The following is a 22,813-nucleotide window of genomic DNA, read 5'->3' as shown; positions in this document are numbered from 1 at the left end:
CGCATCGCTGGTGTCGGCCAGCAGCCTAGAGGCACCGGGAGCGTCCAGGCTATCCAGGCCGGACGGCGAGGTGCACCACGTCAGGGACGCCCCGGGCAACGGGGATCTCTTCCGTCCGTACCCCGTTGAATCCGGCATTCCGCAAGGAGTCTTCGAAATCGGCGGACGGCTGGGCGGACCACACGGCCAGAATCCCGCCCGGGTTGAGCCGGTCCGCGCAGGCCGCCAATCCCTCGGCGGAGTACAGGCTTTGGTTGCCCTCGGTGACGGTCCAGTCGGGCCCGTTGTCGATGTCCAGGCAGAGCGCGTCGTACGTGTCGGTGGAGGTGTGGACGTACTCGACGAGGTCCGTGTGCAGGATCACGTTCCGCGGATCGGCCAGCGCGCGGCCGGAGATCGCGGCCAGCGGCCCTTCGCGGTGCCAGTCGATGATCGCCTGCTCGCGCTCGACGACGGCGATCCGGCCCCAGCGGGAGTCGGCGGCGGCGTGGGCGAGCGAGAAGCCGACGCCGAGGCCGCCGATCAGCACGGACGCCGCGACGCGTCCGCCGAGGGCGTCCATCGCCGCGTCGACGAGCAGCCGTTCCGAGCGCCCGTCGGAGGTGTCCATCAGGAAGGTGCCGTTGGCGATGATCTCGAAGTGCTCGTCGCGTCGGCGCAGCACGACCTCTCCGTACGGTCCCTCGCGGCGGTCGAGGGTGACGGGGCTGGACATGTTCACTCACTCCCGGTCTCGGCAGACGGTTGTCCCGGCCATCCTCCCGGGCGAGGGCGGCCGGGACAAACCGATACCGGGCGCACGGGGTTGTCGAGGCTCCGGGGCTACAGCGACAGGCCGTGTCCGTGCGGGAAGACCGGATCCACCGTGTCGTTCGGGACGTCGGGGCGGGCCGCCGCCACCGCGGCCATGGAGCGCGGGAGTTCGAAGGGGAGCCTGCCCTCCGGCGTCGCCCGGCCGAACGCCACGTCGAGCAGCGCCTCGTCGCTCGCGCCGTAGTCGGCGATCAGCGCGGCCGCGTGCTCGGCTATCTCGGGCAGGACGGCGGGCCGTTCCAGGTTGACGCAGACCACCGTCGGGACCGTCGCGAGCAGCGCGAGGATCCGGGTCAGTTCGGGCTCCGCGAAGGCCAGCGAGCCGGAGTGGAAGAAGGACTCGAAGCGGTTCGGGCGCTCCTCGTACGGCGTGCGCAGCCGCAGCACGGCGAGGTCCGCCCCGGCGGGCTCGGTCACGACCTCCCCGTACGCCGCCGCGACGGCCGCGTCGACGTTCTCCACGTACAGCCTCGGCCGTCCCCGGACGGGCAGCGGTCCGTCGGTGAGGACGGTGAGCGAGCGCCGCTGGGCCGCCGCGCCCGCCGCCGTGAAGTCGGCGCGGCCCACCGTCTCGGCCGCCTCGTCCGGGTCGACGTACCGGCGCTCGTCGAAGAGCCCGAGGACGAACTTCTCGCGCAGCAGCCGCCGTACGGACTCGTCGACGCGCGCCTCGGAGATCCGGCCCGACCCGACGAGCTCCACGATCACCTCGGGACACTGCTCGCCGCCGAACTGGTCGGAGCCCGCCTCCAGCGACTTCGCCGCCCGCTCGGCGACGTTCAGGTGCTCCACGCCCCATGCCCGCGCGGGGTGCGGCTCGCCGAAGATCACCGAGTCCGTGAGCAGGCCCCAGTCGGTGCAGACGATCCCGGTGAAGCCCAGCTCCTCCCGCAACAGCCCGGTGACCACGCCCTTGCTGAAGCCGAAGCCGACCTCCTCCCAGTCGGTGCCGATCGGCTGGCCGTAGTACGGCATCATCTGCGAGCAGCCGGCGGCGATGGCGGCCTTGAAGGGCTCCAGGTGGTGCTCCCGCATCCCGCCCGGGTAGATCTGCTCCTTGCCGTGCGCGAAATGCGGGTCCTCGCCGTCCTTCTGCGGCCCGCCGCCGGGGAAGTGCTTGACCATGGCGGCCACGGAGTCGGGACCCAGCTCCTCGCCCTGGAGGCCGAGGACGTACGCCCGGACCAGTTCGCCGGTCAGCTCGGCGTCGGAGCCGAAGGTGCCGGACTGGCGGGCCCAGCGGGGCTCGGTGGCGAGGTCGATCTGCGGGTGGAGGGCCGTACGGAAGCCCACCGCGAGGTATTCGCGGCGGACGGTGTCGGCGAAGCGGAACACCAGCTCCGGGTCGCCGATCGCGGCGAGCCCGAGCGCCTCCGGCCAGGCGGAGAACGCGCCGGCGTTGAAGGAGGCGCCGACGTTGTCGGTGAAGGCGTGACGAGGGTCGGTGGAGAGCGAGACCGGGATGCCGAGCCGGGTGTTCGCCGCCATCTCCTGGACCGCGTTGTGCCAGAGGGCCATCTCGCGGGCGCCGTAGGTGCCGAGGAGGTTGAAGTGGCTGAGGTGGCGGCCCTCGACGAGTTCCCCGGTGGTGAACGGCAGCATCGAGCCGTCCGTCTCGGTCACCGGGGTGCCGTCCGCGTTCATCATCAGCATCGAGTGGAAGAGCTGGCCGGCCTTCTCCTCCAGGGTCATCCGGGAGAGCAGGTCCTCGACGCGCTCGGCGACGGGGCGGGTGGCGTCCTGGTACGGGTGCATGTCGGGGCTCCTGGGGGACTCCGTCGATCACGGGCCGACGGCGGGGCCGGCCTGGGCGCCCTCAGGCTAGGCGTGAAAACCGAGTGACCACTAGGTTTCTGTGTTGTGTCCTGGATCACAAGATAAAAGGGGTGATCGGGGCACGCCTTAGGATGGTCCCCATGCCGGAGAACAAGGGTCGAGCGCCCCGTGGAACCGCGGGCAGGGGCAGCTACGCGGTGGGCGACGCGCGCCGTCTGAAGATCCTCGACACCGCCGTCGAGCACTTCGGGCAATGGGGCTTCCACGCCTCCTCGCTGGCGCGGATCGCGAACGACTGCGGGATCACCCAGGGCGGTCTGCTGCACCACTTCCGCAGCAAGGAGGACCTCCTGCTCTCCGTCCTCGCCCAGAGCGAGCAGCACGACGTCGAACGGCTCTTCGCCGACGAGCCGGAGTCGTACGCCGGCTACCTGGAGACCCTCGTCGGTCTCGTCGAGGACAACACCCGCCGCCCCGGCATCGTCCGCATGTTCAACGTCCTGGTCGGCGAGTCCGGCAACGTCGGTCACCCCGCGCACCGGTACTTCAAGGAGCGGTACGAGCGCGTGCTCGGGCACACCGTCGACCTCCTGGAGGCCGGGGTGCGGCGCGGGGAGCTGAAGGCGGACACCGACTGCCGGGCCGTGGGGCAGGAGCAGCTCGCCGTGATGGACGGCCTGCAGCTCCAATGGGCCCTGGACCCGGCCTCGATGGACATGCCCGCGCGCGTACGGGCCTTTCTGGAAAGGCAGTTGAAGGAGATCTCCACGACGGGGGAGGGGCTGCCCGGGGCGTCGGGCTGAGCCCACCGCCCCGCGCGCGGCCGTGGCCGTGCGGACGCCGGTCTCGTCCGGGGAGCAGCCGCGGCGCGCGCCGTCAGACGCGTCCGGAACGGGCGCCGCGGAACGCGTAGAGCGCCGTGCCCCCGGCGAACGCGCCCAGCGCCACCGCCCAGGCGCCGGCCTCCGGGCCCGGCTGCATGATCCAGGCCCACAGCTCCGCCGCACCGCCCGGACGGGACGGCGCCGCCATGTAGACCGAGCCGGTGTACACCGTCGCCGGAAGCCAGCTCGGCCTGGCGCCGATCAGCGCCGCCGCCGCGACCGTGACACCGACGGTGCCCAGGGTGTTGCGGACCATCGCGGGCCCGCCGAAGGCGTCCGGGTGCCCCGGCACGGCGAGCGCCAGCACGGCGACGGCCAGGACCGTCAGGGCGAGGACGTGCGCGGTCCTGCGCAGGGGCCACGGGCGGGTCGCCGTGCGGTCCAGTTCGTCGCTCGCCGCGTACAGGCTCGTCCCGATCGCCGACGCGGCCAGCAGCGGGCCGAGGACGACCACCGGCACCCGGGCGGTGTGGTCGAAGCCCGGCTGGGACTGGAGCCAGGACGCGGACCAGGCGGCCGCGGCGGCCGTGCCGAGCACGGCGGCGACGGCGGCCGGGAGCGTCCGGGAGCGGACGTAGAGCGCGAGGCCGGGGAGGCTCACGGGACCGGCACCTCCTCGGGATCACAGCGGTCCGCCACCAGGTAGCGGGCGAGGTAGTCCCGTTGGGCGGCGGGGGACCCGGCGCGCAGGGCGTCGAGGTGCCGCTGAGCGCCCGGGCCGACGGGGACGCCGTAGTCCTCCGGGGTGGGCGCCAGCCACTCCGACACGGCGAGATGGACGTCGGCGAGCCGTTCGGCGTCCGCCTCCGTGACCCCGCCGGAGTCGCAGATGTCCGAGAACAGCCACTGCACGGCCGAGTTGAGGTACAGGTCGGGGTTCCTGAGCCGGCCCCGTACCGCGTCCATCGTGTGGTCCGGCAGCCCGATCTCTCCCGCCCCGGGGGCGTTCGCCCCGCCGACCCAGCGGGCCGGGGCGCCGGGCAGCCCGCGCAGCCGTTCGTTGAGCGGTGCGAGCGCCTGGGAGATGTCCGGCAGCAGGGCTCGGTCGAGGGCGTTCACACAGACCCCGGGAGCTCCGTCGTCGCAGACGAGCCGTGTCGTCTCCGGGTCCGGCCGCCACGGTCCCTCGGCGGGCAGTCGGAGCACCGGCACGGCGGCGGCCACCGCCGCGGCGAGCGGGAGCAGGGCGAGCAGCCGCAGCCGGGCGGGGCGCGCGGCGTACGCGAGGAGGGCCGCCAGGGCGAGGCCGCCGGTCCAGACGGCGGAGGCCGGGGCGAACCACCACACCGGCTCCTCCCAGGGGGACGCGTGCTCGACGGCCGGGCTGAGCCAGCGGGCCGGGCTCTCCGTGTACGTGCCGACGGCGAGCCCGACATAGCCGGCCACCGCGAGCAGCGGCGCCGTCAGCCGCCAGGGCACCAGCAGACCGACGAGATGGCCGAGGGTGCCCAGGGAGGCGAGCGCCACCGCGTCGGCGGCGACCAGTTCGAGGTACGGCCGGCCGCCGCCGACGTACGGCCAGGTCGCGAGGAGACACACCGTGGTGGCCAGGAGCTGTCCCGCGACGGGCCAGAGCGCGGAGGGGGCGACGGCGAGCAGCGTGCGGCGCAGTCGGCCGCGCGGGACGGAGCGGAGCAGCTCCAGCGTCCCGCGGCGCCGGTCCCGGCCGCCCTGCCAGCAGCCGGCGGCGAGCGTCAGGGGACCCGCGAGGAGCGCGGTGGCGATGTGCAGCGTGTCCGTGGCATCGGTCCAGCGTCCCTGCCAGGCCGGCGCCTTGGCGTACATCGTCACGAGGAGCGTGACGGCGACGGCGGCGCCGGCCCACGGGCCGACCCCCCGCCGCAGCTCCGTGCGGACGACGGAGGTACGGCGCGGGCGCCCGGCTGCGCGGGGCGGTGCGGCGGTCGCGCTCACGCGGGGTCCTCGGGGGAGACGTGACGGGTGGCGGAGGGGCCGGGCGAGGGCCGGGCCGGGGAGGGCGCGGGCGGCTCGTGCCCGCCGCCGGGAGCCGGCGCGCCCGAGGACGCGCGGTGGGCGCGCAGGGCCGCCGTGTATCCGCGTTCGATGGCGTTGGCGGTCTCCTCGGCCGCTCCCCACCGGCCCGACTCCTCGCCCAGGGACGTCAGTTCGGCGGTCGTACCGCGGAAGGCGACGCGGCCCGACTCGATCAGCGTGACCTCCGAACAGGCCGCGGCGACGTCCTCCACCAGATGGGTGGAGACGACCACGGTGGAGGACGCCCCGATCTCCCGCAGCAGCGTCCTGAACTCGACCCGCTGCTCGGGGTCGAGGCCCGCCGTCGGCTCGTCGAGCAGCAGCAGCTCCGGTTCGTTCACGATGGCCTGGGCGATCCCGGCCCGCCGGACCATGCCCCCGGAGAGCGTCTTGAGCCGGGCGTCGATCCGGTCGGCCAGGCCCACCCGCTCGACGGCCCGCTCCACGGCGGCCGGCGCGCGGTCCGCCGGCATTTCCTTGAGCCAGGCCACGTACGCCACGAACTCGCGGACCGTGAAGCCGGGGTAGTACCCGAACTCCTGCGGCAGATAGCCCAGTCTGCGGCGGATCTCCGGCCGCTCGCGGTGGGCGCCCGCGTCCCGGCCCAGCAGCTCCACCCGGCCGTCCGAGGGGGCGGCCACGGTCGCGAGGACCCGGATGAGGGAGGTCTTGCCCGCGCCGTTCGGGCCGAGCAGGCCGTGGATGCCGGGGCCGAGGGTCAGGTCGAGGCGGTCGAGCGCGACGGTGCGGCGGTGCCGGACCGTCAGTCCGGCCGTCGCGACCGTCGTGAGCGCGGAGGCCGGCGCGGACGGCGAGGTCCACGCGGTCCGGGGGCTGGGTGAGGTCACCGGGTCTCCAGGTGGTCGAAGGAGCGACGTCGAAGGGCGAGCAGGCCGCCGCAGACGACGGCGGCCGCGGCCCAACCGCCCTGTGCGGCGGGGCCCGAGAGGTACCGGGCCAGCTCGGCGGTGGCCCCGGGCCGGCCGAGCACCGGCCCGGCCACCGCGAGCAGCCAGCCGCCGGCCAGCGTCATCGAGGCCGCCCTGCACCCCACGAACGAGCCGAGGGCGAGGGCCGCGAGCGTCAGCGCGAGCGCCGGCAGCAGCCAGGCCGCGGCCCCCGGCACGCCGGTGACCGGCGGCAGCACCGCCCCGGCCGCGGTCAGCGCCGGCACGCACACACCGAGCACGGCCGCCGTCCGGGTGAGCAGCAGACGCAGACCGCCGGAGGGCGTCGCCACGCCGATCTCGTACATCGGATCGGCGTGGCGTCCGTACGAGACGGCCACCCCGGCGAGCGGCAGCACCGGGGCGACGGCGAGCAGCACCGGCCGCGCGTCCCGGAACCCCGCCGCGTACGCGAGCCCGACGGCGGCGGCGACCACGACGACCAACGCCACCAGCCACGCCCCGCGCAGCGCGGGGCCGACGGCCCACAGCACCCGCGCCCAGCGGGAGGCGGGGGAGAGGCCCCGCCCGCCCGTACCGACACTCACGCCCGGGAGCCGGGGCGCGCGGCCTCGGCCGGCGGCCGCCTCCGCGCGCACCGTCTCCAGGAGCCGCGCCCGGACGTCCGTGAGGACCGGGCCCGAGCCGCCCGCGCGCACCGCGGCGGAGACGCGGACCGCGCACTCCCCGCAGACCTCGACATGCTTCTCCAGGGACCAGGCGTCGGGTTCGGGCGCCGCGCCCGAGGCGTACCGAGCCGCCAGCGAATCCGTCACGTGCCACGGCGCGGTCATGCGGTGCCTCCCAGGGCGTTCGGACCGAGGGCGGCCCGCAGTTCGCGGCGGGCCCGCTGGGCACGGGTCTTCACCGTGCCCTCCGGTATCCCGAGCAGCCGGGCCGTCTCGCGCGTCGTCAGGCCGTCGACGACGGTGGCCCGCAGGACCTCGCGGAGCTCGGGCGAGATCCGGTCGAGCGCGGCGCCGACGTCTCCGTACTCCAGGCCCGCGAGGACCCGGTCCTCCGCGGACGGGGCGGGGGCGACCGGTTCGGGCGCGGCGCGCTCCGCACGGGCCCGGGCGCGCTGGGCGTCCACCAGGCGGCGCGCGGCGACGACCCAGAGCCAGCCGCCGGCCTCGCCCCGGCCGCGGTGGGAGCCGGCGGAGCGCCAGACCGTGACGAAGGTGTCCTGGAGGACCTCCCGTACCGTCTCCTCGTCCGCGCAGCGCCGCGCCAGCCGGGCGTGCAGCCAGCCCGCGTGGCGGTCGTACAACAGGGCCAGCGCCTCGGCGTCCCCGCGGGCGACGGCGCGCAACAGCGCGGAGTCGTCCCGGTCTTCTCCCCGTTCGGGGCGCAACAGTCTCACGCCCCACTATCGCTCGATGGGCCCCCGGCGGTTCACGCCGTCGCCGAGGCCGTGGTCGCGGCCGGCACATGGGCGGACTCGGGGGCCGTAGGCGGGGTGGGCTCAGGGGCTGGTCGGGGGGCCGCCGTCGGGGAGGGCCGAGAAGACCCGTCGCAGCGCCTCCGGGCGGTCGCCGTCCGTGCTGACGACGACGCGGTAGTCGTACGTGACCACGTAGGTGAAGCCGTCGTGCACCGGCTTTCCGGACGGCCGCGCGGCCACCTTCGCGTAGGCCGGCGCCTCCAACGCCGCACGCAGCCGCGCCACTTCGGCGGGACTCATGCGGCCGTCGCGCGGCGGCCCGGTGCCGGAGCGGGTCGTGTGGCTGCCGTCGTAGCGGACGGTGAGCCGGTTGTTCACGCCCGCGAGCCCGCCACTGACGTTCACCGTCACCAGGACCTCGCGCGGGCCGTGCTCCCGGTCCTTCCTCGGGCTCCCGTCCGCGTGCGTCGGCACGGGCGGCGCGGTGCCCCCGGGGCCGGTCGGCACGGGCGTCGTCGTGCCGTCCCACGTCGCGACGGGCGGTTCCGGGGTGGCCTCGCCACCGCAGGCCGACAGCGCCGACACCGACAGCGCCAGCACCGGGAGCAGCAGCACCGGCGCGGCCCGGAGCCGCCCCGCGTACCGCCGTCCGCGTCCCGCTCCGCGCGTCACTCCCCTGAGCGTCATGGGTTCGAGCATCCCCTCGGCCGAGCCGATTGACCAGGGTCGCGCGCGGTCCGTCGGCGCCCGGCCGTCCACCGGCCCGGCCGGGTGGTCACGCGTTTCGGACGACTCCGGTCAGCGGGCCCTCGTGCCGCCAGCCCAGGGAGTCGTAGAGGGCCAGGCCGTCCCGCGTCGCCGACAGGACGCCCGTCTCGGCTCCCGCCTGCGCGCCGGCCGCTTCGAGGGTGCGCATGACGTTGCCGCCGAGGCCGCGGCGCCGGTGCTCCGGATGGGTCTCGATCCGGTCGGCGACCGCCGTGGCGCCCGTCGGCGCCAGCCGGCCGGAGGCGGCGAGCGTGCCGTCCGGAGCCACGATCCGGACCCGGATCACCCCGTCCCGGGTCTCCGTCGTCCGCGCGTACCCCTCCGGCGCGGGCGGCCGTGCGCCCGCGTCCAGCGGCTTGGTCATCATGAAGCCGGGGTCGTCCGGGACGGTCCATCCGGGGGTGATCCACTCCACCACGTCCTCCGGCTCCGCCATCACCTTCAGCCACGCGTTCGGCTCGGTGATCTCCGCGCAGAGCTTGCCCACGGACACCGCGTCCGGCGCCGGCAGCACATGCCGGAAGACGTGCGTCGGCAGGCCCACGTCGATGCGGTAGCCCCAGGGCTCCACGACGGCGGGCGGGGTGCCGCGCGAGACGGTCCAGCCGGCCACCCACGCAGATGTAATAGACGCCATATCCATGGAGGTATTACACGCCATCCTTCACCTGGGAGGGAGTGTGATCGCTCAGAGCGAACGCGGTCGGGGGAACATTCGATGGCTCACATGCATTGAGTCCACATAGCTCAACTTGACTGCCGAAGGGGAGATCATGGCTTCGACGTCCTCACCGCTCACTCTGCCTGTGCTGCCGCTCGACGACGAGGTCGTGCTGCCCGGAATGGTGGTGCCGCTCGACCTGTCCGACAACGACGTACGCGCCGCGGTCGAGGCCGCCCAGGCCGCCGCCCGCTCCGGGAGCGGCACCGGGAAGCCCAAGGTGCTCCTGGTGCCCCGCGTCGACGGCACCTACGCCGCGACCGGTGTGCTCGGCACCGTCGAGCAGGTCGGCCGGCTGTCCGACGGCGACCCCGGCGCCCTCATCCGCGCCCTCGGCCGCGTGAGGATCGGCGCGGGCACCACCGGCCCCGGCGCCGCCCTCTGGGTCGAGGGCGGCGTCGTCGAGGAGACCGTTCCCGACCCGCTCCCGGGCTCCGTGACCGAACTGGTCAAGGAGTACAAGGCGCTGGCCACCAGCTGGCTGCGCAAGCGCGGCGCCTGGCAGGTCGTGGACCGCGTCCAGCAGATCGACGGCGTCTCCGCGCTCGCCGACAACTCCGGCTACTCGCCCTTCCTCACCGTCGAGCAGAAGGTCGAACTCCTGGAGACCGCCGACCCGGTCGCCCGCCTCAAGCTCGCCACCGCCCAGCTCCGCGAGCACCTCGCCGAGCAGGACGTGGCCGAGTCCATCGCGAAGGACGTCCAGGAGGGCGTCGACAAGCAGCAGCGCGAGTTCCTGCTGCGGCGCCAGCTGGATGCCGTGCGCAAGGAACTGCGCGACCTCAACGGCGAGACGGACGGCGACGAGTCCGACGACTACCGGGCGCGCGTCGAGGCCGCCGACCTGCCCGAGAACGTCCGGGAGGCGGCCCTCAAGGAGGTCGAGAAGCTGGAGCGCTCCAGCGACCAGTCCCCGGAGGGCTCCTGGATCCGCACCTGGCTCGACACCGTCCTCGAACTGCCGTGGAACGAGCGGACCGAGGACCGGTACGACATCCAGGGCGCCAAGGCGACCCTCGACGCCGAGCACGCGGGCCTGGAGGACGTGAAGGAGCGGATCACCGAGTACCTGGCGGTGCGCAAGCGGCGTGCCGAGCGCGGGCTCGGCGTGGTCGGCGGCCGGCGCGGCGGCGCGGTCCTGGCCCTGGTCGGGCCGCCCGGTGTCGGAAAGACGTCGCTGGGAGAATCGGTCGCGCACGCCATGGGGCGGAAGTTCGTCCGCGTCGCGCTCGGCGGCGTACGGGACGAGGCGGAGATCCGCGGCCATCGGCGCACGTACGTCGGGGCGCTGCCGGGCCGGATCGTCCGGGCGATCAAGGAGGCCGGGTCGATGAACCCGGTGGTCCTGCTCGACGAGATCGACAAGGTCGGCTCCGACTACCGGGGCGACCCGGCGGCCGCGCTCCTGGAGGTCCTGGACCCGGCGCAGAACCACACCTTCCGGGACCACTACCTGGAGGTCGAACTGGACCTCTCCGACGTCGTCTTCCTGGCGACGGCGAACGTCCTGGAGGCCATCCCGGAGGCCCTGCTCGACCGCATGGAACTGGTCAGGCTCGACGGGTACACCGAGGACGAGAAGGTCGTCATCGCCCGTGACCACCTGCTGCCCCGGCAGCTGGAGCGGGCCGGCCTGGAGCCGGGCGAGGTGGTCCTGGAGGACGCGACGCTGCGGAAGCTGGCGGGGGAGTACACCCGGGAGGCGGGCGTACGGAACCTGGAGCGGTCCGTCGCGCGGCTGCTGCGGAAGGTCGCGGCCCAGCACGAACTGGGCGACCGTGAGCTGCCCTTCTCGGTCGGCGTGGACGACCTGCGCGGTCTGATCGGCCGCCCGCACCACGTGCCCGAGTCGGCGCAGGACCCTGCCGAGCGCCGCACCGCGGTGCCGGGCGTGGCGACCGGCCTGGCCGTCACCGGCGCGGGGGGCGACGTCCTCTTCGTGGAGGCGTCGCTCGCGGACCCGGAGACGGGCGCGGCGGGGCTCACCCTCACCGGGCAGCTGGGCGACGTGATGAAGGAGTCCGCGCAGATCGCGCTCTCCTTCCTCCGCTCGCACGGCGCGGAACTGGAGCTGCCCGTGACCGGTCTGAAGGACCGGGGCGCGCACATCCACTTCCCGGCGGGCGCGGTCCCGAAGGACGGCCCGAGCGCGGGCATCACGATGACGACCGCGCTGGCCTCGCTGCTCTCCGGCCGCCTGGTCCGCACGGACGTGGCGATGACCGGCGAGGTCTCCCTGACCGGCCGGGTGCTCCCGATCGGCGGTCTGAAGCAGAAGCTCCTGGCGGCGCACCGCGCGGGGATCACGACGGTCGTGATCCCGAAGCGCAACGAGGCCGATCTGGACGACGTCCCGGCGGAGATCCTGGAGAAGCTGGAGGTCCACCCGGTCACGGACGTCCGCCAGGTCCTGGAGATCGCCCTCGCCCCCGCGGAGATCGCGGTGAGCGCGGCGGCCTGAGCCGGTCGGGTACGAAGAGGCGGGGTGCTCCTCAGGGGCACCCCGCCTCCTCGTGCCGGGTGGCGCTCCTCGTGGCGCGCCCCGCTTTCCGATGCCGGGTGGTGCTCCTCGTGGCGCGCCCCGCCTGCTTCGGCCCGTCAGCCGTTCCGGCGGCGCGTCAGAAGCAGGCTGCCCGCTCCGAAGGCCGCCAGCGCGCCGGCGCCCGCGAGGGCGAGGGGGAGTGGGGAGGAGGGTGTCGGGGCGGATTCGGCGGAGAGCGCGGGTGCCTGCTCGTCGCCGCCGTGGCCCGCGTGGCTCACCGTGGAGCGGTCGGCGCCCGCGGCGATCTTCGCCTCGCTCGGGGCCGAGGCCGCTGTCGTACCGCCGCCGAAGGTGACGTCCGAGCAGCTGTAGAACGCCTCCGGGCTGTCGTTGCGCTGCCAGACCTTGTAGACGATGTGGCGGCCGGTGCGGGCCGGCAGGGTGCCGGTGAACTGGTAGAAGCCGTCGGTCGCCGTGCGGGTGGTGGCGTAGGTGGCCACGGGGGTCGCGTCGAGGTCGGACCAGTTGAGCGGCTGGGTCGGGTCGAAGCCCTGCTTGGTGATGTAGACCGTCATCGTGCCGGAGTGCGGCGCCGTCACCCGCACCTTGAAGTCGAAGGCTCCGGCACCGACCGCCGTGGCCGGCCAGTCCGTGCGGGCCCAGTCGAGCGCGCGGTACTTCTCCCGGTTGGCCGAGCAGAGCTTGCCGTCCGGGATGAGCAGCCGGTGCTGCCCGTCGGCGTTGGCGATGTTCACCTCGTTCCAGTCGTACAGCGGCTGGGTGCCGGAGTCGGCGACCAGGTCCTTGCACACCTGTGACTTCGGCGTCTCGGGCCCTTCCGCGTAACAGGCCGCCACCCGGCTCACCGGGTTGAAGACGGCGCCGTGTGCTCCCGCGGTGGCGGGGGTCAGGGGGATCAGGGCGGCAGCGGACAGGGTGACGGCTGCCGCGGTGCGACGGTACGAGGCCATGACGGGGCTCTCTCTCGTGCGTGGGGAGTAGGGGAGGAGCAACGAGCGGGCCGTGTACGGAAGTTGAAAGCCGTACGCGCTCCCTGAGCCTCGCATTGGTCCATACCAATGAGCAAGGGGGTGGGCGCAGAAAGGCGAAGGCGCCGCGGGCCGTGGGGGCGGACGGTGGACGGGGCGAGCGGGTCCGGACGCGGCTCCGGCCCCGCGCCTCGCCCGTCGGGCAGGGTGCGGGGCCGGAGCCGTCGCGGAGGTCTTTCCGGGGGAGACGGGGCTCGGCTCAGCCGTTGGCCAGCGCCTGGACCCGCGAGAGGTCGCCGTTGAAGCGGTTGTGGTCGCCGACCGTCGGGCCGGTCGAGGTGTACTGCCACATCGTGTAGTACGGCCAGCCCGCAGGGAGCGTGCCGACCGTCGACGCGTACCGCGCGATCCACAGCGGGTTGCTCGCGCCGAAGCCCGCGTAGTTGCCGGTGCACTGCGTCCACCAGCTCGTCGCCGTGTAGATTACGGCGTCCCGGCCGGTCCGCGCCTTGTAGCGGTTGAGGAAGTCACGGATCCACGTGACCATCGCGGACTGCGACTTGCCGTAACAGGTCGCCCCGTAGGGGTTCCACTCGATGTCCAGGGCGCCCGGCAGCGTCCTGCCGTCCTTGGACCAGCCTCCGCCGTTGTTCACGAAGTAGTCGGCCTGGGCCGCTCCCGTCGTGGTGTCCGGCGTGGCGAAGTGGTACGCCCCGCGGATCATGCCGACGTTGTACGAGCCGTTGTACTGCTGCGCGAAGTAGGGGTTCTTGTAGTAGGTGCCCTCCGTCGCCTTGACGTAGGCCCACTTCACCCCGCTGTTCCACAGGGTCGCCCAGGCCACGTTCCCCTGGTGGCTGGAGACGTCCACGCCTTCGGTCTGGACGGCGCGGGGTGTGCCGGGCGTGCCGATCCGGCCGTCGTGTTCGATGACGCCCATGCCCATGTGGGCGGAGCCGCGTGGGGGGACGGCCTCGGAGTCGGCGGCGTTCGCCGCGCCGGGGAGGGAGAGGGGCAGGAGGAGGGCCAGGGCCGCGAGGGCGCTGCCGGCGAGGGTCTTTCCGGATCTGTGCACGGGCATTGCGTGCCTCCGAAAGGCGGTGGGGGAGAGACATGGCCTGGTGTGGACATGTCAGCGAAGCCGCTGGGGAAGACGCTACGCACGTAGACCGGCCGGGCGGAAGGGGGGCTGGGTGCTGCCGTTGGTCTACGCCTGCGAAATACTGGAGGAGCTGCGGCGATGGCCGCGGCCGGAAGAAACTTTCAGCGACCGGAAAGCGCGCGAGGGGTGCTGACGTGCACGGAAGCGGTACGGGGAGTGAAGGCGAGCCGACCGGTTCGTCGGCGCGGAGTGGTGTGGACCAGGAATTCCTCGCCCTCGAAAGGGAACTGGCGGTCTTTCTGCGCCGCGCCCGCGCCCAGTCCGGCGAGATGGCCCGCGAGGTCCACCCCGAACTGGAGCCCGCGGCCTACGGCCTGTTCGTCCGGCTCGACGACACCGGTCCGCAGCGCGCCACCGACCTCGCCGGCTACTTCGGCGTCGGCAAGGCGACGATGAGCCGCCAACTGCGCGCCCTGGAGGAGCTCGGCCTCGTCGCCCGCGACCCCGACCCCGCCGACGGGCGCGCCTCGCTGGTCCGGCTCACGGAGGAGGGGCGCCTGCGCTTCCGCCGGGTACGGGACGCGCGGCGCGGACGGTACGTCCGCAAGCTCGCGGACTGGGACCGGGGCGAGGTCGCCGAACTGGCCCGCCTCCTCCATCAGCTCAACACCCGCGCGGAGAGCTGACCGGCCGTGGCAGACCGTCAGAGGACCGCGTAGGCGGCGGTCGCGTCGTCGTGCGTCTTCCGGCGAGGCATGCCGCCCGCCGCCGCGTCGGCCGTCTCCCGGGCCCGGACCCGGGTGAGCAGCCCGCGCGGGCCCTCCTCCCGCAGCACCCCGCAGCAGTCGGCCCAGTCGCCCTCCGCGAACAGGTCCACCCACCGTGTCGCGCCGTCGGTGAGGGCCGCCACGGCCCGTACGGCGGCGCGGGGCGTCGTCCCCGTCACGGCACGTCGTGCGACGTCCGGGTCGGCGGCCGCCGTGAAGAAGCCGCCCTCCTGGTTGCGCAGCCGGTCCGTCGCCGCCAGGGAACGGCGGATCTCGTCCGGGACCCGGTCGAGCCGGTCGTCGAGCACCGCCCGCACCGAACCGTCCGGCGCCTCCAGGAGCAGCGCGGCGTCGGAGAGGACCAGATGCTCGACCCGGTCCGCGTCCCAGCGGGCCATCGCGACGGTCGCCTGTGGAGTACGGACGTGAGAAAGGTCACAGGTCTCCCGATGGCCGTCCGCGGTGCGCCGGATTGCCAGCGCCAGGATCCCGGAGAGCGTCATATCGGTTCGCGAAGCGGATAGTTCGGTCAAAGCCCCGCCCAGCCGGGCGGTGAACCAGGGCACGTCGTGCACGCAGCCGTCGTCGCCCGCCGGTGGTGTGACCCCGTCCAGCACCACGACCGTCCCGCCCCCGCCGTACGCGGGGAGAGCCGTCGCCACCCAGTCCTCATTAGGGCGTTCGGGGTTGCCGGGGAGGGTGGCCGCTTCGGTGCGCATGATCCCCAGTCTGCCCCCGCTCCGGAAAGCCTGCATGACTCCTTCACACGGCCTCCAAATGGCCGGATCCGGGCCGTACCGAACCTCCATGGGGCGCACGCGGGGCGGAAGGGGGGCCTCCGGGAAGCTGCGGGCGGGCATCCTGCCAAAGCCCGCACGGAAGATCCAACCGGCACACCGAACGGGCCGGTGAAGGTCCTCGCGCGGAGTTGTTCGCCAACTCGGGAGTGTTGTTCACTCGTTCGGGTGGCGGAGCGGCCGATGCGCGTCCCCTTCCCAAAAGCGCTGGAATGGTCGGAAGCCGTACCAGGGGTGGGGGCGCTCTGAGATGTGACCGGTCGTCACCTCTGCTTCATGGGTCGACGAGTCGAGAATGCGAGCACCGGTGCAGAAGAAGCGGCCTCGGAGCAACAGCGGCACGCGGAGCCAGGGCCCCGGTGACCCGCTGACCACAGGCGGAGCCACGAGCCCCGAGAGCGGCGCCACCACCGGCGTCCCCGCGGGCCGGCCCAAGCGCGTCCGCAACAGGCTGGTCGCCGGCGTCGCCCTCGTCGGCGTCACCGTCCTCGCCGCCGGCGCCCCCGCGATCCTCACCGTCTCCGGCGAACTGACCGACGCCCAGAACCTGGTCACCCTGGCCGAGCTCGACCGCCAGGCCGTCACCCTCGCCCACTCGCTCGCCGACGAGCGCGACGAGGTCGTCGCCTACATCGCCGCCGGCCGGGACGAGCAGAAGGGCGACAGCGCGAAGAAGCGGCAGGTCACCAGCGCGCGTTCCACCCGCGTCGACCGGCAGATCGACGAGATCAAGCCCGCCGCCTCCGCCGAACTGCGCAGGGACCTCGCGGACCTTCCGGCCGTCCGCCGTACCGCGCTCACCGGCAAGGGCACCGCCCTGGAAGCCCACAAGGCGTACTCGGACGTCATCGCCAAGCTCCAGGACCTCGCCGACGAGCTCGCCGAACAGACCCCCGCCCGCGCCGCGGAGGCCACCCGCGCCCCTGCCGCCCTCGGCCGCGCCGTCGAGCAGGCGGCGGCGACCCGCGGACTCCTGCTCGCCGCCCTCGCCGTCCCCCAGCCCGAGGCCCCGGGCACCACGACCTACGACCCGGAGACCGGCACCTACGTGCCCGACGAGGCCGAGGGAGCCGACGAGGCCGACCGGGCCCGCAACGCGCTGACGGCCGCCGCCCAGCAGGCCCGGGTCCGCGAACTGGGCGCCCTCGCCGACTTCGACCAGGCCGCCACGGCCGCCGGGCGGGACTCCCTCGCCGGCACCGTGACGGGCCCCGACGTCAAGAGCGCCGAGCGCTTCCTGACCGGTCTCACCGACCAGCCGACGCTCAGCGCGTCCGAGCGCGGCACCGACCCCGAGAAGCTGGAAGCCGCCCTCTCCGCCCGCATCGAGCAGATGCGCGGCGTCGAGTCGGCGCTCTCCACCGAGCAGGTCGCCCGGCTGACCCAGCTCCGCGACGACGACGTCACCGCCCTCGAACTGCGCATCGCCTTCCTGGGCGGCTGTCTGCTGGTCGCGGTCGGCATCTCCACCTTCGTGGCCCGCACCCTGACCCGCCCGCTCGCCGTGGTGCGCATCGGCGCCGCGCGGCTCGCCGCCGCCCCGGAGGCCGAGGAGCCGGTCCGCTTCACCGGCCGCAACGACGAGTTCGCCCAGGTCGTACGGTCCCTCAACACCCTCCAGGGCAAGCTGGCCGACCTCGCCAGGCGCACCGAGCGGCTCGACAGCGAGCGCGCCGACCTGACCGGCGCCCGCGAGGCCCTCACCGCCGAGCTGGCCGACCAGCGCGCCGAACTCCAGGGCCACACCGCCCTCCTCACCGCCGAACTCGAACGCCTCCGGCACACCGTCCACCACACCTTCGTCAACCTCTCGCTGCGCAGCCTCGGTCTCGTGGAGCGTCAGCTCGGGGTGATCGAGAAGCTGGAGGAGCGCGAGCAGGACCCGGACCGGCTGGCCACCCTCTTCAAGCTCGACCACATGGCGACCGTCATGCGCCGGCACAGCGAGAACCTCCTGGTCCTCGCGGGTCACGAGCACGTCCACGGCCACCCCGGAGCGGTCCCGCTCGTCGACGTGCTGCGCGCCGCCGTCAGCGAGATCGAGCGCTACGAGCGGGTGACCATCCAGTCCCTGCCGCCGCACGCCCAGGTCGCCGGCTTCGCCGCGGACGACCTCAGCCACCTGGTCGCCGAACTCCTCGAGAACGCCACGTCCTTCTCGCCGCCCGACGCACAGGTCCAGCTCTCCGGCTGGCTCCTGGAGAGCGGCGAGGTGATGCTCTCCGTCCAGGACGAGGGCATCGGCATGACCGAGTCCCGGCTCGCCGAGCTCAACGCGCGGCTCGCCGAGGCCGACCCCGGCGACATCGCGGGGGAGGGGCTCGGCATCCGGGTCACCGCGCTGCTCGCCGCCCGCCACGGCGTACGCGTGCAGCTGCGGGAGCAGAAGCAGGGCGGCATCGCGGCCGTGGTCGTGCTGCCGCTGCCGCTGCTGCCGACGGCCCCGCCCACCGCGGTCCCGCCGGTGGTCCCGGTCGCCGGGGCGGCGCCCACGCTGAACCTTCCGGGCTCGGTCGCCGAGGCGAACTCCAACGCCTTGCCGTCCCGTACCCGGGATCCCCTGGTGGAGGCCGCGGAGCAGGCGTTCGCCGAGGCCGAGGCCGAGGCCGCGGCGGAACCGGCCACGGAGGCACCCGGGGCGGAGGTGCCCCCGACCACGGCACCCGGGGCGGAGGTGCCCGCGACCGAGGCGCCCGCGACCACGGCACCCGGGGCGGAGGTGCCCGCGACCACGGCACCCGAGCCCACGGCGGCCGAGCCCACGGCACCCGAGCCCACGGCGGCCGAGCGCGAGTCGGCCGTCGGCCCGGACCCCGCCGTGCCGGCCGGGCCCGACCCCGTGCCGGCCGGGCCCGACCCCGTGCCGGCCGGGCCCGAGCCCGTGGCGGACAAGACGGAGCCCGAGCCCACGGCGGCCGAGACGACCCTCCAGGTCCGTCTCCCCGACCCGCCGCCCGAGCCCGACACGCACGAGCGGGCGGCCGAGGAGACCGAGCCGGCCGCCCAGCGCCTCACGGACAAGGGGCTGCCCAAGCGCACGCCCCAGATCGTCCAGCAGGCCGACGCGCCCGCCGCCCCGCGTGCGGGCGCGATCGACGCCGAGGAGCTGCGGCGCAGGCTCGGCGGCTTCCACCGGGGGGCGGAAGAGGGGCGCCGAGACGTCGAGGCGGAGATCGAAGCCGTACAGACACAGACCGCAGGTACCGAGGAGAAGACGGGGGACACAGTCGAGGAGGCACGCAGTTGACTGCGACCGGAACATTCGGACTGAGCAGGGAAGCCCGCAACCTGCAGTGGCTGCTGGGCAACCTCGTCGAGGAGGTGCCAGGGCTCCGCTCGGTCGCCGTCGTCTCGTCCGACGGGCTGCTGCTGCTCTCGTCCGACCCGGCAGCGCAGGCCGCCACTCCCACCGAGGGCCGCGCCAAGGGCCCGCGCGGGTCCAGTGCCGACCTCGCGACCATCGTCTCGGGCATCGGCAGCCTCACCGTCGGCGCGGCACGGCTGATGGACGGCGGCGGCGTCAAGCAGACCATGGTGGCGATGGACGAGGGCAGCGTCTTCGTCATGTCGATCAGCGACGGTTCGCTGCTCGGGGTGCATGCCGACCCCGACTGCGACATGAGTGTCGTGGCGTACCACATGGCGCTCTTCGTCGGACGCGCCGGACATGTACTCACCCCCGAACTCCGCAGTGAGCTGCGCAAATCGTTGGAGAGCACCCAGTGACGTCCGCATCCCACGCCCACAAGCTGCCCCTGCGCGGCGACGGCCGGCGCCCGGCGCGCGTGCGCCCGTACTCGCTCACCGGCGGCCGTACCCGCTTCGGCCACGTCCTGCTCGTCGAGACCTTCGTCGCGGCGCTGGAGGCGTCGCCCGAGCGGAAGGCGCTGACGAACGGCGGGCGGGCCCGCGGGCTGATGCCGGAGATGCGGGCCATCGTCGAGATCTGCCGTCGGATGCGTACCGTCGCGGAGATCTCGGCCCTCCTGAAGATGCCGTTGGGTGTCGTCCGGGTGCTGCTCAGCGACCTGGCCGACCAGGGAAAGATCCGCGTGTACGGGACCGGTCACGGCACCGGCCAGCCCGACCGCGCGCTGCTCGAAAGGGTGCTGAGTGGACTCCGCCGTCTCTGAGGTCGCTGCCCCGCCGCTCGCCGGGATACCGGCCCAGCCCGAAGCCCCCGGTACCCGCACCGAAGAGGGCGCCCAGGACTGGCAGCTCGACCACACCCGGGCCCCGATCGCGACCAAGGTCGTCGTCGCGGGTGGCTTCGGGGTCGGCAAGACGACCTTCGTCCGGGCCGTCTCGGAGATCACTCCGCTGCAGACCGAGGCCCTGATGACCCGGGCCAGCGAGGAGACCGACGACCTCTCCGACACGCCCGACAAGCTCACCACGACCGTGGCGATGGACTTCGGCCGGATCACCCTCGCCGAGGACCTCGTGCTGTACGTCTTCGGTACCCCGGGACAGCAGCGGTTCTGGTTCATGTGGGACGACCTGGTGCGCGGCGCGATCGGCGCGATCGTGCTCGCCGACACCCGTCGGCTGACCGACTGCTTCCCCGCGCTCGACTACTTCGAGAGCTGCGGGCTGCCGTACATCGTCGCGGTCAACCACTTCGAGGGCACCGAGGCGTTCGAGGCCGAGGACGTCCGGGAGGCCCTCACGGTGCCCCCGCACGTGCCGGTCGTGATCATGGACGCGCGCAAGCGGTACAGCGTCATCGAGTCGCTGCTCGCGATGGTCGCGCACGCGCTCGAAGCCACCCCCGAATAACGCGTTAGGAACCCGCCATGCGGAAGATACTCATCGTCGGAGCCGGTCAGTCCGGTCTCCAGCTCGCTCTCGGACTGCAGTCGCAGGGGTACGAAGTCACCCTCATGTCCAATCGCACGGCGGACGAGATCCGGTCCGGCCGGGTCATGTCCACCCAGTGCATGTTCGACACCGCGCTCCAGCACGAGCGGGACCTCGCCCTGAACTTCTGGGAGTCCCAGGCCCCGCGGATCGAGGGCCTCGGCGTCTCCGTGGCGGCCCCGGACTCCAGCCGGGTCATCGACTGGGTGGGCAGGCTCGACGGGTACGCGCAGTCGGTCGACCAGCGGGTGAAGATGGCCGGCTGGATGGAGACCTTCGCCCAGCGCGGCGGCCAGCTCGTCATCCACGGCGCGGCAGTCTCCGACCTGGACTTCTTCTCCCGCACGTACGACCTGGTGCTGGTCTCCGCCGGCAAGGGCGAACTGGTCTCCATGTTCGGCCGGGACGCGTCCCGCTCCCCGTACGCCGAGCCGCAGCGCGCGCTGGCCGTCGCCTACGTCCACGGCCTGGGCCCGCGCCCCGAGCACCCGGACTTCGACGCCGTGCGCTGCAACCTGGTCCCGGGCGTCGGCGAGCTCTTCGTCATGCCGACCCTGACGACCTCCGGCCGTGCCGACATCCTCTTCTGGGAGGGGATCCCCGGCGGCCCCCTCGACGTCTTCCAGGGCGTCAAGGACCCCTCCGAGCACCTCTCCCTCACGCTGGAGCTGATGGAGAAGTTCACGCCCTGGGAGTACGCGCGGGCGACCAAGGTCGAGCTGACCGACGCCAACGGCACGCTGGCCGGCCGGTACGCGCCGACCGTGCGCAAGCCGATCGGCCGCCTGCCCGGCGGCGGCCTGGTCCTCGGCGTCGCGGACGTCGTCGTCGCCAACGACCCGATCACCGGACAGGGTTCGAACTCGGCCTCCAAGTGCGCGGCCGCCTACCTGGCCTCGATCGTCGAGAACGGCGACAAGCCCTTCGACGAGGCGTGGATGCAGGCCACGTTCGACCGCTACTGGAACACCGCGCAGCACGTCACGAAGTGGACGAACGCCATGCTCGGTGTCCCGCCGGAGCACGTCCTGAACCTGATCGGCGCCGCCGGCCAGCTCCAGCCGGTCGCCGACCGCTTCGCGAACGGCTTCAACGACCCGGCCGACTTCGAGAACTTCTTCTACGAGCCGGAGAAGACGTCCGCCTACCTGGCGTCGGTGACTCAGGGCTGATCGAAGCCCTCGTCCGAGCCGTCCGTCGCTCCCTCCGGGAGCGCGGGCGGCGCGTACGTCTCCAGGCCCGGGAGGCCCGGGTCGGGGCGGACGGCGCCCAGGAGCGGGTTGGCGGCGATCGGGGAGACCTTGACCTTCGCTCCCGGGCGCGGTGCCTGCACGACCAGACCGTGGCCGAGGTAGATCGCCACGTGCGTGGCCTCGGGGAAGTAGACCACCAGATCGCCGGGGCGCAGCTCCCCGAGGGACACCCTCGGGAGCGTCCGCCACTGCTCCTGGCTGGTCCGCGGGATCTCCCGGCCGGCGCTCGCCCATGCCTGCGAGGTCAGCCCCGAGCAGTCGTACGACTCCGGTCCCTCGGCGCCCCACACGTACGGCTTGCCGATCTGCCGTACCGCGTACCTCAGCGCCTCCCCGCCCTCCCGCGACGGGGTCAGGCCGGTGTCGAGGACGCCCGAGTCGAGGAGTTCGCGCTGCGCCCCCGCGGTCTGCGTCCTTTCCAGCTCCGTCAGCCGGGCGAGCCGGTCGGGAGAGAGCGTGGCGAGCAGCCTCTGGACGTCCTTCAGCTTCATCTGGACGTCGTCCCGCTGCTTCCGCTGCCGCGCGACGAGCGACTGCTGCCGGTCCAGGGCCTGGCGCGAGCGGCTCGCGAGGGCGTCCGCCTTCTTCTCCGCCTCGGCGAGGCGAGAGAGGGTACCGGCCCGGTCGCGGGCCGCACGGGCCATCAGATGGTGCTGGTCCAGGGCGTGCTGGGGCTCCTTCGCGAGCAGCAGCCGCAGATATCCGGAGATCTCCGAGCGGCCCTGGTACTGCTCGCGCGCCAGCCTCCCGGCCGCGTCACGGCCCTCGGTGAGCGCCTTGCGGGCCGCGGTGAGGGCGGCGGTGACCTTCTTGGTGTCGGCGGTCTGGAGCCGTAGGTCCTCGTCGGTGGCGTTGAAACTCTCGGTGGCCTGCTCGGCCCGGCGGTAGAGGGTCTGGAGTCGGGTGAGGAGGGCGGCGACGGAGTCGCCTCCCGGGGGCGGGAGTTCGGCGGCGTCGTCGAGGGGGGTGCCGTCGGCCGGGTCCGTGGTGGTGCTCGGAGCCGAACCCGTCGGCGCCTCCGGGAGTGCGTCGTCGGCAGGCGGGTCTTCGGCGGGCGGGTCGACCGGCGGGGCCGACGACGCCTCGGCCGGGGTCTCGGCCGGCGCGTCCGCCGGATCGTCCGCGGTCGCCGACGGCAGCCCCGCAAGGGTCGTCGCGGCGACCAGCACCCCCGTGCACACCGTGCGCAGCAGCCTTCCTGACACGTCATCACCTCCAGGGAGATGATGAGCGCGCGGGATGGTGCGATGAGCCCATGAAGGGGCGATTCGGCCT

The 22,813-nt window shown here is 73.7% G+C and carries 21 protein-coding genes; 8 read left to right on the top strand and 13 right to left on the bottom strand.

Annotated features, from left to right (window positions below; translation table 11 throughout):
• Positions 1-49 precede the first annotated feature (49 nt).
• Both AB0D99_RS09115 and AB0D99_RS09110 read right to left on the bottom strand, forming a co-directional pair.
• Complete coding sequence (locus tag AB0D99_RS09115; protein WP_362358356.1) at positions 50-715, bottom strand: spermidine synthase; 666 nt, start codon at positions 713-715, stop codon at positions 50-52.
• 107 nt (positions 716-822) lie between these two features.
• Positions 823-2,568 carry a glycoside hydrolase family 3 N-terminal domain-containing protein gene (locus tag AB0D99_RS09110; protein ID WP_362358355.1) on the bottom strand — a complete coding sequence of 582 codons (1,746 nt, stop codon included), beginning with the start codon at positions 2,566-2,568 and terminating at the stop codon, positions 823-825.
• A 161-nt stretch (positions 2,569-2,729) separates the two neighbouring features.
• On the opposite strand from AB0D99_RS09110, the gene AB0D99_RS09105 reads away from it, so the two are divergent.
• The gene (locus AB0D99_RS09105; RefSeq protein WP_362358354.1) at positions 2,730-3,392 is read left to right on the top strand and encodes a TetR/AcrR family transcriptional regulator; all 663 of its coding nucleotides are present in this window, start codon (positions 2,730-2,732) and stop codon (positions 3,390-3,392) included.
• A 73-nt stretch (positions 3,393-3,465) separates the two neighbouring features.
• Here the strand turns inward: AB0D99_RS09105 and AB0D99_RS09100 are convergent, their stop codons facing one another.
• From AB0D99_RS09100 to AB0D99_RS09070, 7 genes are all read right to left on the bottom strand, one after another.
• Positions 3,466-4,074, bottom strand: coding sequence for a hypothetical protein (locus tag AB0D99_RS09100; RefSeq protein WP_362358353.1), 609 nt, complete (start codon positions 4,072-4,074; stop codon positions 3,466-3,468).
• Entirely contained in the window at positions 4,071-5,387 is a 1,317-nt protein-coding gene (locus AB0D99_RS09095; RefSeq protein WP_362358352.1) for a hypothetical protein, read from the bottom strand. The genes AB0D99_RS09100 and AB0D99_RS09095 overlap by 4 nt, the downstream gene beginning before the upstream one ends.
• On the bottom strand, positions 5,384-6,235 hold the full coding sequence (locus AB0D99_RS09090) for an ABC transporter ATP-binding protein (protein WP_362358384.1): 852 nt from the start codon (positions 6,233-6,235) through the stop codon (positions 5,384-5,386). Before AB0D99_RS09090 ends, AB0D99_RS09095 begins: the two co-directional genes overlap by 4 nt.
• Positions 6,236-6,312: 77 nt before the next feature.
• A complete protein-coding gene (locus tag AB0D99_RS09085) occupies positions 6,313-7,209 on the bottom strand; it encodes a zf-HC2 domain-containing protein (protein WP_362358351.1) in 897 nt (298 codons plus the stop codon).
• Positions 7,206-7,778 (bottom strand): RNA polymerase sigma factor, encoded by a 573-nt coding sequence (locus tag AB0D99_RS09080; RefSeq protein ID WP_362358350.1) that lies wholly within the window; start codon positions 7,776-7,778, stop codon positions 7,206-7,208. The genes AB0D99_RS09085 and AB0D99_RS09080 overlap by 4 nt, the downstream gene beginning before the upstream one ends.
• A gap of 102 nt (positions 7,779-7,880) precedes the next feature.
• Entirely contained in the window at positions 7,881-8,486 is a 606-nt protein-coding gene (locus AB0D99_RS09075; protein WP_362358349.1) for a hypothetical protein, read from the bottom strand.
• 88 nt (positions 8,487-8,574) lie between these two features.
• Complete coding sequence (locus tag AB0D99_RS09070) at positions 8,575-9,180, bottom strand: GNAT family N-acetyltransferase (protein WP_362358348.1); 606 nt, start codon at positions 9,178-9,180, stop codon at positions 8,575-8,577.
• A gap of 160 nt (positions 9,181-9,340) precedes the next feature.
• Between AB0D99_RS09070 and lon the strand changes: the two genes are divergently transcribed.
• The gene (lon, locus tag AB0D99_RS09065; protein WP_362358347.1) at positions 9,341-11,749 is read left to right on the top strand and encodes an endopeptidase La; all 2,409 of its coding nucleotides are present in this window, start codon (positions 9,341-9,343) and stop codon (positions 11,747-11,749) included.
• A 137-nt stretch (positions 11,750-11,886) separates the two neighbouring features.
• Here lon and AB0D99_RS09060 read toward each other — a convergent pair whose 3' ends face one another.
• Both AB0D99_RS09060 and AB0D99_RS09055 read right to left on the bottom strand, forming a co-directional pair.
• Positions 11,887-12,741 (bottom strand): lytic polysaccharide monooxygenase, encoded by an 855-nt coding sequence (locus tag AB0D99_RS09060; protein WP_362358346.1) that lies wholly within the window; start codon positions 12,739-12,741, stop codon positions 11,887-11,889.
• Between the two features lie 277 nt (positions 12,742-13,018).
• On the bottom strand, positions 13,019-13,840 hold the full coding sequence (locus AB0D99_RS09055) for a lysozyme (RefSeq protein WP_362358345.1): 822 nt from the start codon (positions 13,838-13,840) through the stop codon (positions 13,019-13,021).
• A gap of 215 nt (positions 13,841-14,055) precedes the next feature.
• Between AB0D99_RS09055 and AB0D99_RS09050 the strand changes: the two genes are divergently transcribed.
• Complete coding sequence (locus AB0D99_RS09050; protein WP_362358344.1) at positions 14,056-14,547, top strand: MarR family transcriptional regulator; 492 nt, start codon at positions 14,056-14,058, stop codon at positions 14,545-14,547.
• A gap of 17 nt (positions 14,548-14,564) precedes the next feature.
• Here AB0D99_RS09050 and AB0D99_RS09045 read toward each other — a convergent pair whose 3' ends face one another.
• Positions 14,565-15,347 carry a hypothetical protein gene (locus AB0D99_RS09045; RefSeq protein ID WP_362358343.1) on the bottom strand — a complete coding sequence of 261 codons (783 nt, stop codon included), beginning with the start codon at positions 15,345-15,347 and terminating at the stop codon, positions 14,565-14,567.
• A gap of 373 nt (positions 15,348-15,720) precedes the next feature.
• Between AB0D99_RS09045 and AB0D99_RS09040 the strand changes: the two genes are divergently transcribed.
• Genes AB0D99_RS09040 through AB0D99_RS09020 form a run of 5 tightly spaced genes read left to right on the top strand, consistent with a single transcriptional unit; the run spans position 15,721 to position 21,457 of the window.
• Positions 15,721-18,672, top strand: a complete 2,952-nt coding sequence (locus AB0D99_RS09040) for a nitrate- and nitrite sensing domain-containing protein (RefSeq protein WP_362358342.1) — start codon at positions 15,721-15,723, stop codon at positions 18,670-18,672.
• Entirely contained in the window at positions 18,669-19,151 is a 483-nt protein-coding gene (locus AB0D99_RS09035; protein WP_362358341.1) for a roadblock/LC7 domain-containing protein, read from the top strand. The genes AB0D99_RS09040 and AB0D99_RS09035 overlap by 4 nt, the downstream gene beginning before the upstream one ends.
• Positions 19,148-19,558, top strand: a complete 411-nt coding sequence (locus tag AB0D99_RS09030; RefSeq protein WP_362358340.1) for a DUF742 domain-containing protein — start codon at positions 19,148-19,150, stop codon at positions 19,556-19,558. Before AB0D99_RS09035 ends, AB0D99_RS09030 begins: the two co-directional genes overlap by 4 nt.
• Positions 19,539-20,204: an ATP/GTP-binding protein gene (locus AB0D99_RS09025; protein ID WP_362358339.1), complete on the top strand. Its 666-nt coding sequence runs from the start codon at positions 19,539-19,541 to the stop codon at positions 20,202-20,204. Before AB0D99_RS09030 ends, AB0D99_RS09025 begins: the two co-directional genes overlap by 20 nt.
• 17 nt (positions 20,205-20,221) lie before the next feature.
• Positions 20,222-21,457: a styrene monooxygenase/indole monooxygenase family protein gene (locus AB0D99_RS09020; RefSeq protein ID WP_362358338.1), complete on the top strand. Its 1,236-nt coding sequence runs from the start codon at positions 20,222-20,224 to the stop codon at positions 21,455-21,457.
• Here AB0D99_RS09020 and AB0D99_RS09015 read toward each other — a convergent pair.
• Positions 21,448-22,743: an NlpC/P60 family protein gene (locus tag AB0D99_RS09015; protein ID WP_362358337.1), complete on the bottom strand. Its 1,296-nt coding sequence runs from the start codon at positions 22,741-22,743 to the stop codon at positions 21,448-21,450. The genes AB0D99_RS09020 and AB0D99_RS09015 overlap by 10 nt on opposite strands.
• Between the last annotated feature and the right edge of the window lie 70 nt (positions 22,744-22,813).

The organism is Streptomyces sp. NPDC047971 (genome assembly GCF_040653355.1).
GTDB lineage: Bacteria > Actinomycetota > Actinomycetes > Streptomycetales > Streptomycetaceae > Streptomyces.
Note: the sequence above shows the minus strand (reverse complement) of the source record. Positions and strands in the feature narration are given on the sequence as shown.

Excerpts from the sequence above, each read along its gene's own strand:
- AB0D99_RS09115 (WP_362358356.1), bottom strand. The coding sequence starts at position 715 with ATGTCCAGCCCCGTCACCCTCGACCGCCGCGAGGGACCGTACGGAGAG.
- AB0D99_RS09110 (WP_362358355.1), bottom strand. The coding sequence starts at position 2,568 with ATGCACCCGTACCAGGACGCCACCCGCCCCGTCGCCGAGCGCGTCGAG.
- AB0D99_RS09105 (WP_362358354.1), top strand. The coding sequence starts at position 2,730 with ATGCCGGAGAACAAGGGTCGAGCGCCCCGTGGAACCGCGGGCAGGGGC.
- AB0D99_RS09085 (WP_362358351.1), bottom strand. The coding sequence starts at position 7,209 with ATGACCGCGCCGTGGCACGTGACGGATTCGCTGGCGGCTCGGTACGCC.
- AB0D99_RS09075 (WP_362358349.1), bottom strand. The coding sequence starts at position 8,486 with ATGACGCTCAGGGGAGTGACGCGCGGAGCGGGACGCGGACGGCGGTAC.
- lon (WP_362358347.1), top strand. The coding sequence starts at position 9,341 with ATGGCTTCGACGTCCTCACCGCTCACTCTGCCTGTGCTGCCGCTCGAC.
- AB0D99_RS09060 (WP_362358346.1), bottom strand. The coding sequence starts at position 12,741 with ATGGCCTCGTACCGTCGCACCGCGGCAGCCGTCACCCTGTCCGCTGCC.
- AB0D99_RS09055 (WP_362358345.1), bottom strand. The coding sequence starts at position 13,840 with ATGCCCGTGCACAGATCCGGAAAGACCCTCGCCGGCAGCGCCCTCGCG.
- AB0D99_RS09045 (WP_362358343.1), bottom strand. The coding sequence starts at position 15,347 with ATGCGCACCGAAGCGGCCACCCTCCCCGGCAACCCCGAACGCCCTAAT.
- AB0D99_RS09040 (WP_362358342.1), top strand. The coding sequence starts at position 15,721 with ATGCGAGCACCGGTGCAGAAGAAGCGGCCTCGGAGCAACAGCGGCACG.
- AB0D99_RS09020 (WP_362358338.1), top strand. The coding sequence starts at position 20,222 with ATGCGGAAGATACTCATCGTCGGAGCCGGTCAGTCCGGTCTCCAGCTC.